This window comes from Thermoanaerobacter sp. X514, assembly GCF_000019065.1.
GTDB lineage: Bacteria > Bacillota > Thermoanaerobacteria > Thermoanaerobacterales > Thermoanaerobacteraceae > Thermoanaerobacter > Thermoanaerobacter pseudethanolicus.
The window spans coordinates 1,019,108-1,031,741 of the sequence record NC_010320.1 but is presented as its reverse complement, the minus strand read 5'-3'; the positions used below and the strand labels follow the sequence as shown (position 1 = coordinate 1,031,741).

General features: G+C 34.0%; 11 protein-coding genes and 1 pseudogene. 4 read left to right on the top strand and 8 right to left on the bottom strand.

The window, feature by feature from the left end; all coding sequences use genetic code 11:
- Both hisG and hisZ read right to left on the bottom strand, forming a co-directional pair.
- Complete coding sequence (gene hisG, locus TETH514_RS05105; RefSeq protein ID WP_003870626.1) at positions 1-642, bottom strand: ATP phosphoribosyltransferase; 642 nt, start codon at positions 640-642, stop codon at positions 1-3.
- Position 643: 1 nt separating this feature from the next.
- Complete coding sequence (gene hisZ, locus TETH514_RS05100) at positions 644-1,786, bottom strand: ATP phosphoribosyltransferase regulatory subunit (protein WP_009052792.1); 1,143 nt, start codon at positions 1,784-1,786, stop codon at positions 644-646.
- Between the two features lie 339 nt (positions 1,787-2,125).
- On the opposite strand from hisZ, the gene TETH514_RS05095 reads away from it, so the two are divergent.
- The 4 genes and pseudogenes from TETH514_RS05095 (at position 2,126) to TETH514_RS13140 (ending at position 5,575) form a co-directional block, all read left to right on the top strand.
- On the top strand, positions 2,126-2,698 hold the full coding sequence (locus TETH514_RS05095; RefSeq protein WP_009052793.1) for a Uma2 family endonuclease: 573 nt from the start codon (positions 2,126-2,128) through the stop codon (positions 2,696-2,698).
- A 144-nt stretch (positions 2,699-2,842) separates the two neighbouring features.
- Positions 2,843-3,190 carry a nucleotidyltransferase domain-containing protein gene (locus tag TETH514_RS05090; RefSeq protein ID WP_003870621.1) on the top strand — a complete coding sequence of 116 codons (348 nt, stop codon included), beginning with the start codon at positions 2,843-2,845 and terminating at the stop codon, positions 3,188-3,190.
- Positions 3,174-3,467 (top strand): HEPN domain-containing protein, encoded by a 294-nt coding sequence (locus TETH514_RS05085; protein ID WP_009052794.1) that lies wholly within the window; start codon positions 3,174-3,176, stop codon positions 3,465-3,467. The genes TETH514_RS05090 and TETH514_RS05085 overlap by 17 nt, the downstream gene beginning before the upstream one ends.
- Positions 3,468-3,628: 161 nt before the next feature.
- Positions 3,629-5,575: pseudogene (locus TETH514_RS13140) on the top strand (FAD-dependent oxidoreductase).
- 53 nt (positions 5,576-5,628) lie between these two features.
- On the opposite strand, the gene TETH514_RS05075 reads toward TETH514_RS13140, so the two are convergent.
- The 6 genes from TETH514_RS05075 to TETH514_RS05050 all read right to left on the bottom strand — a co-directional run bounded on the left by TETH514_RS05075 (position 5,629) and on the right by TETH514_RS05050 (position 12,515).
- On the bottom strand, positions 5,629-6,786 hold the full coding sequence (locus tag TETH514_RS05075) for a Gfo/Idh/MocA family protein (RefSeq protein ID WP_004400602.1): 1,158 nt from the start codon (positions 6,784-6,786) through the stop codon (positions 5,629-5,631).
- A gap of 27 nt (positions 6,787-6,813) precedes the next feature.
- Complete coding sequence (locus TETH514_RS05070; RefSeq protein WP_009052795.1) at positions 6,814-7,752, bottom strand: ROK family protein; 939 nt, start codon at positions 7,750-7,752, stop codon at positions 6,814-6,816.
- A gap of 79 nt (positions 7,753-7,831) precedes the next feature.
- Positions 7,832-8,746 (bottom strand): sugar phosphate isomerase/epimerase, encoded by a 915-nt coding sequence (locus TETH514_RS05065; protein WP_004400606.1) that lies wholly within the window; start codon positions 8,744-8,746, stop codon positions 7,832-7,834.
- Positions 8,747-8,790: 44 nt separating this feature from the next.
- Positions 8,791-9,771, bottom strand: coding sequence for an ABC transporter permease (locus TETH514_RS05060; protein ID WP_004400607.1), 981 nt, complete (start codon positions 9,769-9,771; stop codon positions 8,791-8,793).
- Positions 9,755-11,254, bottom strand: coding sequence for a sugar ABC transporter ATP-binding protein (locus tag TETH514_RS05055; protein WP_004400609.1), 1,500 nt, complete (start codon positions 11,252-11,254; stop codon positions 9,755-9,757). Before TETH514_RS05055 ends, TETH514_RS05060 begins: the two co-directional genes overlap by 17 nt.
- Before the next feature lie 88 nt (positions 11,255-11,342).
- Entirely contained in the window at positions 11,343-12,515 is a 1,173-nt protein-coding gene (locus tag TETH514_RS05050; protein ID WP_004400611.1) for a Gfo/Idh/MocA family protein, read from the bottom strand.
- Positions 12,516-12,634 lie beyond the last annotated feature (119 nt).

The window sequence follows — 12,634 nt, the reverse complement described above, 5'->3', positions numbered from 1 at the left end:
TTAAACCTCCTTAAAAGTTTCCACAACCTCTTTTAATTTTATAATTATCTCTTTTATTCTCTGGCTTTTAGTTTTAAGACTGGCTTTATTCACTATCAATCTCGCACTGGAAGGAAAAATTTCTTCAATGACTATAAGACCATTTTCTCTTAAAGTATTGCCTGTCTCTACAATGTCTACAATTACCTCTGACAGCCCCACAATAGGAGCAAGCTCCACAGAACCATTCAGCTTAATTATTTCTACATTTTCTCCCTTTTGCCTGAAAAATTCTTCTGCAATATTGGGAAACTTTGTTGCAACTCTTTTATTAGTAAGAAAACTGTCCTTTGCCTCTTTAGGCCCCGCAACCACCATTTTACAAAAACCAAATTTTAAATCTAAAACTTCATAGCAATCTTTTTTTTGCTCTAAGAGAATATCTTTTCCACAAATCCCCAAATCAGCTGCCCCGTGTTCTACATATGTGGGCACATCCATCGGCTTTACCAACATAAACTTCATTAAATTTTTATGGTCATTAACAACAAGTTTTCGAGAAATATCTTTTAAAATATTCTCAGCAATTCCTGCCTTTTCAAACAAAGTTATAGCACTATCTGCCATTCTACCTTTTGGCAGTGCAATAGAAATATTTTCCATATTATTCCTCCATATCTATAATTTCGTCAAAGCTATTTTCATCAACATGCTTCGCTTTTTCATAGCTATACATCTCTACAATTTTTCCCTCACCTCTTAACAAAGTGGCTTTCTTGTAAGCATTACTTCTTAAGTTTTCCTTGTATTTTATTAAAACTCTCCAGGATTTATCAATAATATCTTTTTTCTGTTTTTGAAGTGCTAACATTGACCTTTCCACACTTATAGCAAAACCTGTCGCCGGAATGTGCTCTCCAAAAATCCCTAAAAGACCATCATACCTTCCTCCGGTACATATAGCATAACCAATCCCTTTAACAAAACACCTGAATATGATACCAGTATAATAATTAAGATTTTGCACCATTCCTAAGTCAAAACTTATATACTCTTCCATACCAAAATCTTTTAATATTCTATATACTCTTTCAAGGTAATCTATCGTTTCACCTAGTTTAGGAGTATCATAAAGCTCTTTTGCTCTTTTAAGCACTTCTTCGCCACCAAATAAAAGAGGAAGTTCACTTAAAAACTTTGCTTTTTTGCCCCTAATTCCTTTATCATTTATGAATTCTTCTATCGCAGATTGATTTTTCTGTTGCAAAAACTCTCTTAAAAGGTTTATTTCTTCATTTTGTAACTCTAAATCTTCCACTACTCTTTTAAAAAATTCCACCTGTCCCACGTCCACTTTAAAGTCCTCTATTCCAATACTTTTTAAAGCCTCTATCGCAACTGCTATTATCTCTGCATCAGATTCTTCATGATTTGTACCTATAAGTTCAATCCCTGCCTGAGTAAACTCTCTCATTTTTCCTACCTGGGGATCATCATAGCGATAGACATTAGCGACATAGCATAACTTAAGTGGGAAACTACCTTTTAACTTTGTAGACACAATTCTCGCTATTTGAGTAGTCACATCTGGCCTTAAAGCTAATATATTTCCCTTTTTATCGAAAAATCTGTACAAATTGTTTTCATCAAACAAAACAGAAAAATTATCGTTATATTCAAAAGTAGGAGGCATTATCTCTTGATAGCCAAATTTTATAAAAACCTCTCTAAACTTTTCTTCTATTTTGCGCTTAAACTTATATTCCTCTGGCAAAAAATCTTGTACACCATCAGGCAAATATATCATTAAAACACCCCACAATTTACTCTGTCTTTGTAACGTGATAAAGTAATAAACTGTATTTCTTTTATTGTATCCTAATTTTCAATGTATGTCAAGCACAGACAAATAGGCAGAAACGTACTGATTATTATCCTGCTCACATTGTAAATCCACACGCAAAATCAAAAAAGTGAAATTTTACATTATTTGAAGAAAACTTAAGGTTGTTTGTGGTATAATTAAATATAAAAGGAGTTAAATGTGAATAATGTATTTACTGTTAGATGAAAAAGGTGTGGATTTTTGGCAATTTACATAAGAGGAATAAAAGCTTTTAATCTAATTTGAAAGAAGGTGTTAAATATGCCGTTGCCAAAAGAAAATAAAATATATACTTATGCAGATTATATAGCGTGGCCAGAAAATGAAAGAATAGAACTGATTGATGGCCAAATTTACTTGATGACTTCCCCTTCAAGAACTCATCAAAGGATCTTGGGACAGCTTTTTTACCAATTTTTTGATTATCTCAAAGATAAATCGTGTGAAGTATATATGGCACCTTTTGATGTAAGGTTTCCTGACGGAAATGAGAAGGACGAAGAAAATATAAAGTCTGTAGTTCAGCCTGAGATAGTTGTTGTGTGTGATGAATCCAAGCTTGATGAGAAGGGATGTACGGGAGCTCCTGATTTGATAATCGAAATTATTTCGCCTTCAACAGCGCAGAAAGATAAACTCCACAAGTTTAACTTGTATGAAAAGTATGGTGTGAAAGAATATTGGATAGTAGAACCCGAAAACAAAATCCTAAGTGTGTTTATTTTACAGGATAATGAAAGATATGGACGACCTGACATATATACACAAGATGATAAAGTTAAAGTTTCTATTTTTGAAGATCTTGTGATTGATTTAAAAGCAGTACTAATATGAATAGAAACTGAGACTGTAGAAAATTTTGTGTAGACTGAATTCCTTTTTTCTTTAACATTTCTTCCGGAACTAAAAATGTTACAGTCGCTACTCCTAGCAAACGTTGATGGATAAAAGGGAGAGTTTAATAAAGAGGTGTTTTTTATGATAGAAGCTACTGAATTATTAAAGTATTCCTTAGAAGATGAGCTAAAGAGGATAACGAATATTATTATTGAAAAGTGCAATCCAGAGAGGATAATACTTTTCGGGTCAATGGCTAATGGTACTGCTAAGGAATGGAGCGATATTGACTTAGTCGTGATAATGGATACAGATTTAAGATTTGCTGATAGAACTTTATATTTAATGAGGCTTACCCATCCTAGAGTAGGAGTTGATTTTTTAGTATATACACCAGAAGAAGAAGAGTTGTTTAAGAAGAATAGAGACCTATTTTATACCGAAGAGGTACTCAAGAAGGGGGTCATATTGTATGACAGAAGTTCATAAATATAGTCAGTGGTTAGATTATGCTAATGACGATTTGAAGGCAGCAAAAGAACTGTTAAAAACTGATTTGCATAATATTGTTTGTTTCCATTCGCAGCAAGCTGTAGAAAAAGCTTTAAAAGCCTACTTGGTTTTTAATAATGTAAATCCTCCTCAAGTCCACAATTTGATCACTTTGTTAGAATTGTGTATAAACTTGGACAAAGAATTTGAAATTTTGAGATTAGTTGATGCTAAGTCTAACAGTAAGAGAAAATGGTCGTCTTCCTCAGCTTAGTGTATTAAATGGAATGAACCCATAAAAAGCAAACAAAGTTTTACTAAAGTTACACAAAGCTCTTGACATTACTAATAATTTGGAGTATCATTATATTTAAAGTAGGTATAGTTATATTTTTAACAATAACCCCAAAAATCAAAAATGGAGGAGGGTTTAAAATGAACTCATCATTAGAGTTCGAAAAGCTTTTAGAGCCAATTCAAATTGGACCGATGAAACTGAGAAACAGAATTGTCATGCCTCCAATGGTTACAAATTATGCAGCTGCTGATGGTGCAGTTACCGAACGTTTTAAAGCTTATCACCAAGCCAGAGCAAAAGGTGGAGTAGGCTTAATTATTGTAGAAGCAACATATGTTCATCCAAGTGGTAAAGGTTTTCAAAATCAAGTTGGTATTTAGAAAGATGAATTAATATCTGGCTTGAGAGAATTGACTGAGACGGTGCATAAGTATGGAGCAAAAATTGCCGTGCAACTTTATCATGCTGGTAGGCAAACAACTTCGAAAGTTACTGGAATGAAAGTGGTTGCCCCTTCCCCTATTCCTTGCCCAGTTAAGCAAGAAATGCCCAAAGAATTATCAGTAGACGAAATAAAAGAATTGGTGGAATCATTTGGACAAGCTGCGAGACGTGCTAAAGAAGCAGGGTTTGATGCTGTCGAAATCCATGGCGCCCATGGTTACCTACTTAACCAATTCTTATCGCCGTATAGCAATAAACGAACCGATGAATACGGTGGAAGTTTTGAGAATAGAATTAGATTTCCATTGGAAGTTGTCAGAAGAGTAAGAGAAGAAGTTGGTGGAGATTTCCCTATTATATATCGCATGAGTGCCGAAGAATATGTTCCTGGAGGACTTACGATTGAAGATACTAAGATATTTGCTCAAAAGCTGGTAGAAGCAGGAGTTAATGCCCTGCATATTTCAGGTGGAGTATATGAATCTTCGGCAATGATTATCCAGCCCGCAGCCATTCCTCAGGGTTGTTTTGTAGAAAACGCAGCTGCTATAAAGAAAGCAATTAATAGCAAAATACCTGTAATTGTTGTTGGTCGAATCAAAGATCCTCTTATGGCAGAACAAATCATCCGTGAAGGTAAAGCTGATCTAGTATCTATGGGAAGAGCTCTACTAGCAGATCCAAATTTGCCTCAAAAAGTTTCTGAAGGTAAAATTCAAGAAATAAGAAAATGCATTGGTTGTAATCAAGGTTGTATTGATCGTTTATTCCAAGACCTTGATATTACTTGCATAGCTAATGCATTAACTGGACATGAAACAGAATTTGATATAGAAAACCCGGCAGAGAAAAAGAAGAAGGTATTAATAGTTGGTGGTGGACCTGGTGGTCTAGAAGCAGCCAGGGTAGCCGCTTTGCGAGGACATGAAGTGATTCTTTACGAAAAGCAAACAGATCTGGGTGGACAAATGCGAATTGCTGCTGTACCGCCTTATAAAGGAGAAATAAATGATTTGGCTAATTATCTTATTAATCAAGTAAAAAAATCTGGCATTGCAATTGTAAAAGGCAAGGAAGCAGATATGAAGACAATTCAAGAGGTTAAACCAGATGTGGTAATCTTAGCAACAGGATCTGAACCAATAATTCCTGAAATTCCTGGAGCTAATCAGAAAAACGTTGTTACAGCGCATGATGTCCTTAAAAATGCGGTTATTGTCGGTAAAAAAGTAGTTGTCATTGGTGGTGGATTGGTAGGTTGTGAAACTGCCGAATTTTTAGCTGATCAAGATAAAGAAGTAACTGTAGTGGAAATGTTGGATGATATAGCAATAGATGTTGGGGCATTGACTAGAGTTCTCTTACTAAATAGAATGGCCGAGAAAAAAATAACCGTATTGACGAAGAGCAAAGTTCGAGAAATATCAGGAGATAAAGTTATTATAGAAAGTAAAAGTGGAACTCAAGAAATAACTGGTATAGATACAGTCGTAATGGCAGTTGGTTCTAAACCCAAAAATGATTTATTGAAGTCCATTGAAGAAGAAAATATACCTGTTTATGCTATTGGGGATTGTATCAAGCCTAGAAAATTTATAGATGCCATTCACGAAGGTTTTCGCATAGCGTATAATTTGTAATTTTAAAAATTTTATCAAGTAGGAGGGATGATTCGCCTCCCTCCTACTTGATTTTACTCAATTACAACCCACTTATTTTCTTTTGCAGACTTTACTATTTGTTCACATAAGAATAATTCGCGACGTCCATCTTCAAAAGTTGGAAAATCAGGAGTTTCTCCTTTAAGATGACCATCCTGAAGTATATATTTGTAAACTTTTTTAAACATCTGTTTAGAAGTATCAGGAAAACCTTCGTTATGTCCTCCAGGGAAACTAGTTATTTCTCTAGCATAAGGATTTAATAACGAAGGGTCTTTAATTAAAATTTCATTAGTCCCATCTCTTCTTCCAATCCAAAGTTCATTAGGTCTCTCTGAATCCCAACTTATAGACTTTTTAGAACCGTAAATCTCAAAATATAATCTATTTTTTCGTCCTGCTGCAACCTGATTTACAGTCATTGATCCATGTGCTCCATTATTAAATTTTAAGAGTACTGTAGCATAATCTTCAGTCTCAATCTTTACTTCTTCATAATCCTCTGGACTTAACAATTTCCCTGCATAGGTTTCAACAGGTTTTAGTGGTTTTTTCCTTATAGGATAAAATGTTGCAAAATCCGCACACACTTCATTTACTTTAATTCCTGTAACAAATTCGATTAGATCCAACCAATGGGAACCTATGTCTGCAACCGCCCTAGAATCTCCACTAAATTCAGGCAAAAGTCTCCAGTTAAAATCTGTATCATAAAAAAGCCAATCTTGCTGATATGAACCATTTATTGCAAAAATCTGCCCTAATTCACCTTCTTCTATCATTTTTTTTGCATGATGCATTAAAGGATAAAATCTTAAATTAAAATGTACCGCATTCACAAGTTTTTTCTCTTTTGCAATTCTAATAAGTTCGTCAGCTTCAGAAGAATTCATAGCTAAAGGCTTTTCGCATATTACATGTTTGTTTGCCAATAAAGCATCTTTAGCAATTTTATAATGGAGGTAATTAGGAGTACACACATGAACTGATTCTATTTCTGGATCTTTCAATAATTCTTTGTAATCACCATAATATTTTTCTACATTTAATAACTCTGCTTTTTGCTTTGCTATTTCTTGATTAACATCTGCAATTGCTGCTACTTCTATAAACCCTAATCTTCTCAAAGCTTCAATATGTGCAGGTCCTATAAAACCCGTACCTATTATTCCAACCTTTATTTTTCTCATTTTTTACATCTCCTCCTCTACCATAATTTAATCTAATATAGCTGCACCAATTATTCCCGCATCATTTCCAAGTTCTGCTTTCCTTATGTCAGCATAAGGAAGGTCTTTAAACAAAATATTTTCCGCCACTTCTTTTTTGAGGGGTTTTATGAGAAAATCTCCCGTATTTGCAACGCCGCCACCCAATATTATCACTTCAGGGTCAAACATGTTTATGACATTGACAATTCCAACAGCCAGGTATTTGACATAATCATTGAAAATTCTCATCGCTTGCTCATCATACTGCTTTGCAGCATCAATTACATTTTTAGCTGTTATGCTTTCTATATCCCCATTTGCCAATTTTAAAATAAGAGAATTGGGATTCTTCTCTACTGCTTTTTTCCCTTCTCTTATTAAAGCAGTAGCTGAAGCATATGTTTCCAAACATCCAATCTTACCACAGTTACACCTTACACCATTGTCTCCTATCACTATGTGTCCAAGCTCAAGTGCAAAATGATGAGCACAGTTGTATATTTTGCCGTCGAGAATAAAGCCAGATCCTACTCCTGTACCTAAAGTAAGCGTGATAGAGGACTTTGAGCCTTTACCAGCGCCAAATATCGCCTCTGCCAAAGCCGCTACATTTGCATCATTGCCCATATATATTGGCAAATCAATGTATTTTCTTATTTCTTTTGCAAGGGGAACTTTTGTCCAAAAGAGATTCACCGCTCGTATTACTATGCCTTTTTCGCTATCTGCTACACCCGGGACTCCTATTCCCATTGACTTAATGTCACTTACACTTAGATTACTCCTCTTAATAAGTTCAAAAGCTATATCCGCTATGTCTTTGGCAATCGCCTCATAACCTCTTTCCGGTTTTGTCGGTCTGCTATCTGTAGCTACTATACGTCCTTCTTCATCCACTAATCCAACAGCTATGTTAGTGCCTCCAAGGTCAACGCCAATTCTCATTCTTCTCATCACCTTTATTATTTTTGTTAGCTATATTTTCTAAGAAAATTTAACCTCATGAAATGCAAGTTTCGTAAAATTATACAATGAATTGTTTTAGATAATTCTTGCTCATTATTAATGCACGTTTTTTATGCTCTAAAGAATCTTCAAAAGCTTTATCCTCCACTTCTATGCAAGCAGGACCTTCATATTTTATGTCATAAAGCGCTGATATAAATTTTTTCCAATCTATATCGCCAAGACCCGGAATTTTTGGTGATTGATATTCGAGAGGTGTTGCAAGAATTCCAACTTCATCCAATTTATTTTTAAAAATTTTAGTATCTTTAAAATGTATATGATGTATCTTATCTTTAAACTCATATAATGGCTTTATATAATCCATTTGTTGCCATACAAAATGTGAAGGATCGTAATTTAACCCAAAATTCTCACTTGGAATAAGTTCAAACATTCTTCGCCATATAGCAGGAGTGGTTGCTAAATTTTTCCCACCAGGCCATTCGTCATTTGTAAAAAGCATAGGACAATTTTCAATTAAAACTCTCACGTTGTGTTCTTCAGCGAATTTGATTATTGGTTTCCATACCTCTACAAACATTTTTAAGTTTTCTTCAACATTTTTAGTTTGATCTCTTCCAATAAAAGTATTGAAATTTTTTATGCCAAGTTTATTTGCCGCTTTTATTCCTTTTTTTATGTGTTCTATATAAAATTCACGCTTTTCCGGATCGGGATCTAAAGGATTAGGATAATATCCTAGCGCTGAAATTTCTATACCTGCTTTATTGAGGTAATTCTTAATATAATTTACTTTTCCCTCATCAATTTCGGAAACATCTATATGAGTCACTCCTGCATATCGTCTCTCAGCTTCTCCTTTGGGCCAACACATAATCTCCACACATGAAAACTCATTTTGCGAAGCAAAATCTATAACTTCCTCAAAACTTAATTCTTCCAATATTGCGCTTACAAAACCCAGTTTCATTCGATGAGTTCCTCCTCTTTTATTATTAAAATTTTGATAATGCTTTAATTTTTTGTATTTGTTTTGCTTCCCAAAGCTACTGCCAAAATTATAATAACACCTCTCACGATCATTTGCTGACTTACACTCAGTCCCGCAATAATAAGGCCGTTATTGATCATTCCCATCATCAGCGAACCAAAAACCGACCCTATGACTGATCCTGTACCACCCGAGAGACTTGTACCACCTAAAATTACAGCTGCAATAACTGATAATTCATCCCCCTCGCCATAACTATATCTTCCTGCTTGCATTCTACCTGCATACAATAATCCTGCAAAACTTGCCATAATACCCGAAAACAGCATTACCATAAATTTTATCTTTTGAGTATTTACTCCTGTATATTTTGCAGCTTCTTCCTTACCACCTGTCGCTAACGTATATTTGCCAAAGGGGGTATAATTCAAAACAAAATGTCCTATTATCAAGATAACTAATGTCCATATAAAAAGTATAGGGAAGCCATAAATATCTCCTAATCCAAAAATGAAATTATAAGTGTTATTAGAAATTGGTACTGCCGCAGTATCTGTAATCCACATCGCCAAACCTCTTGTAATTCCCATTGTTCCTAAGGTTACTAAAAAAGCAGGAATATTAATCTTGGTTATAAAAAAGCCATTAATAGCACCTATTATTGCTCCCGTCGCTAAACCTCCCAATACTGCCATGATGATTCCACCATTGTTAGCTAATATTAACGCTGTAACTAAAGAAGTAAGAGCAGTAATAGAACCAACCGACAAGTCAATTTGAGCTGCACCTATCACAAAAGTCATAGCTACTGCCATGATAGAAATCATCGCAGTCTGTCGAGTAATATTCAATATATTTGAAATACTCGTAAAACCTTGGTCATGAAGAGTAATGGCAAAGAATAAAAATACTATTACAAACGCAATATAGACTATATATTTTCGCCATTCGATATTTTTTATATTCCAATATCTTATTTTGCTAGTATTATTGTTGGATGGCATGTTGTAAGACCTCCTCAGATTCAATATCTTTTCGTAAATATTCATTTATTATCCTACCTTTACTTAATATCAATATCCTATCACATACAGCAAGCAATTCTGCCAATTCGGACGAAACAACAATCACACCTTTACCACTATTAGCAAATTCCCGAATTATGTTAACAATTTCACCTTTAGCACCTACATCTACTCCAGCTGTAGGTTCATCAAGTAGCAATACTTTCGGATTTGTCTTTAACCATTTAGCAATAACTACTTTTTGCTGGTTACCACCTGAAAGAAATCTTACAGGTTTATTTATACTATCAGTTTTTATGGAAAATTCTTTAATACTCGTTTCTACTAGCATCTTAACTTTCTTAGTATTTATTGCAAAAACATGGAGTAATCTTTGCAAATTTGGCAATATAATATTTTCTTTTACCGAGTGCATCAGAACAAGTCCTTGTTCTCGTCTGTTTTCCGGGACTAATGCTATTCCTGCTGAAATTGCATCTTTAACGCTTTTTATCTCAGTTCTTTTTCCTTCTATTAAAATCTCACCTTTTATTTTTTCTCTTATTCCAAATATTGCTTCTAGAATTTCTGTTCGTCCACTTCCCATTAAACCCGCAATACCTAAAATTTCCCCTTTCTTCAATTTAAAACTGATGTCTTTTATTTGAGAATTAACAGTAAGTTCTTTTACCTCTAAAATATAGTCATTATCTATCATCTGATCTCTTTCTTGCCATTCAAAAATCTTTTCAACTTTCGACCCCATCATATACTCAATAATTTCTTGAATATTTATCTTATCAATTTCAGTAGTTATAACATTTTTCCCATCTCTTAAAATTGTTATCCTATCAGCTACTTTAAAGATTTCATTCATTCTGTGTGATATATATATAATTGATACGCCTTTTTCTTTTAACTTTTTTATAAAATTAAAAAGAATATTTGTCTCTGCCTCAGATAAAGATGCTGTGGGTTCATCCATTATTAGAATATTTGCCTCTGTAGCTAAAGACTTTGCTATTTCAATAAGTTGACAATATCCCACTCCTAATGAGCTTACGCGTGCATTTGGGTCTACATCTATATCAAATTCTTTCAAAAGTTTACTTGTTTTTTCTTGAATAATTCTCTTATTAATTGCAAATCCTTTTGTAATTGGTTCATTCGTAAGAAAAATATTTTCAGCCACTGTTAAAGTAGGAACCAAACTTAATTCTTGGAAAATCATGCGTATTCCATATTTTTTTGCATCATTAGGATCTTCAATTTTTATTACTTTTCCATTTATTTTTATAACACCTTTATCACACTTATAAACTCCTGTTAAAATTTTCATAAGTGTTGACTTTCCTGCTCCATTGCCTCCCACCAAGGCATGAACTTCACCCGCTTTTACTTTAAAATTCACATTTTCAAGTACTTTAACTCCATTAAAAGATTTATGAATACCTTCTAATTCGAGTATATACTGTTCATTCATTTCTCTACACCTCGAATAAATCTATAATCAAGGATTTTTCAGTCCCCTTATTACAAGGGGACTGAAAAATCAAATTTTGTAACAATTTTTATTTACCAAAATCTACTTTTACCCATCTCTTCTCTTCAGCTGATTTTACTACTGCATCACATATTAACGAAATCCTATAACCATCTTCAAAGTTTGGTGACGCTTCTACATCTTCAATAATTGATTTTATAAAATCATGACATTCTATTATCTTTGTTTCTCCATATCCGATTCCTAAGGCGGGAATTGGCCATAAAGCTTCACCATATGGATGAGCAGGACCTGTATATATAGTTCTAAAACCTCTCCTATCTACTGGATCATCTGCAAAATACACTTGTAACTCGTCTCTTCTTTCATAATTAAAGAAAATAGAACCTTTTTCACCATGTATCTCAAATGTAAGGAAATTATTTCTGCCCCATCCATTTCTAGTAGCTTCTATACTCCCAACAGCTCCGTTTTTGAACTTTATCATGAAAGATGCTTCATCATCTACATCAACAGGTCCTTTTTTTACACTTCCTTCCAGTTTTACTGTCCCAAGCTTATCAACCACTCCTTCTTGAATAGGTCTTTCTGTTATATAAGTATTCATCATAGAAACTACTTCGTCAAATTCTCCTACAAGATATCTTGCAATATCAATTACATGTGTTCCAATATCCCCCAATGTTCCTAAACCTGCAATAGACTTTTGAAATCTCCAAGATAATGGTGAAGAAGGATCTGCTGACCAATCTTGAAGATAAGTACCTCTAAAGTTTAAAATTTTCCCTATTGCTCCTTCCTCTATAAACTTCTTTGCAAGTGCAACAGCAGGTGTTCTCCTGTAATTAAAAGCAAGCATATTTTTTACACCCGCATTTGTCACTGCTTCATACATTTTCTTTGCTTCTTCACTAGTTCGGGCAATTGGTTTCTCACAAAAAATGTGTTTTCCTGCTTTAGCAGCAGCTATCGCTATTTCAGCATGAGTATCATTAGGCGTGACAATATCTACTATATCTATTTCCGGATCTTCTATAATTTTCCGCCAATCTGAAGTATATTTTTCGAACCCAAATCGCTCAGCTGCAATTTTAGCACCTTCTTCTGTAATATCAGCAATCACTTTTCTTACTGGAATAGCAGGCGCTGGCCAGAAAAACATTGGCATAGTTGCATAAGCCATAGCATGTGCTTTTGCCATAAAACCTGCACCAATTAATCCGACATTAAGTTTTTTCATAACACAACCACTCCTTTTAATCTTTTTTATTTTTTAACTTTTAATTTTATTTTTAATTAATTTAACTAATTTTTTGTCTCCTTTTTGTTTTAAATTGAGAAAAGAATGGCTAACAATCA

What these genes read in the sequence shown, in the direction of transcription:
- TETH514_RS05070 (WP_009052795.1), bottom strand. Translation starts at nt 7,752, where the DNA reads ATGAGAATTGGCGTTGACCTTGGAGGCACTAACATAGCTGTTGGATTA.
- TETH514_RS05065 (WP_004400606.1), bottom strand. Translation starts at nt 8,746, where the DNA reads ATGAAACTGGGTTTTGTAAGCGCAATATTGGAAGAATTAAGTTTTGAG.
- TETH514_RS05090 (WP_003870621.1), top strand. Translation starts at nt 2,843, where the DNA reads ATGATAGAAGCTACTGAATTATTAAAGTATTCCTTAGAAGATGAGCTA.
- TETH514_RS05095 (WP_009052793.1), top strand. Translation starts at nt 2,126, where the DNA reads ATGCCGTTGCCAAAAGAAAATAAAATATATACTTATGCAGATTATATA.
- TETH514_RS05085 (WP_009052794.1), top strand. Translation starts at nt 3,174, where the DNA reads ATGACAGAAGTTCATAAATATAGTCAGTGGTTAGATTATGCTAATGAC.
- TETH514_RS05060 (WP_004400607.1), bottom strand. Translation starts at nt 9,771, where the DNA reads ATGCCATCCAACAATAATACTAGCAAAATAAGATATTGGAATATAAAA.
- TETH514_RS05050 (WP_004400611.1), bottom strand. Translation starts at nt 12,515, where the DNA reads ATGAAAAAACTTAATGTCGGATTAATTGGTGCAGGTTTTATGGCAAAA.
- hisG (WP_003870626.1), bottom strand. Translation starts at nt 642, where the DNA reads ATGGAAAATATTTCTATTGCACTGCCAAAAGGTAGAATGGCAGATAGT.
- TETH514_RS05055 (WP_004400609.1), bottom strand. Translation starts at nt 11,254, where the DNA reads ATGAATGAACAGTATATACTCGAATTAGAAGGTATTCATAAATCTTTT.
- hisZ (WP_009052792.1), bottom strand. Translation starts at nt 1,786, where the DNA reads ATGATATATTTGCCTGATGGTGTACAAGATTTTTTGCCAGAGGAATAT.
- TETH514_RS05075 (WP_004400602.1), bottom strand. Translation starts at nt 6,786, where the DNA reads ATGAGAAAAATAAAGGTTGGAATAATAGGTACGGGTTTTATAGGACCT.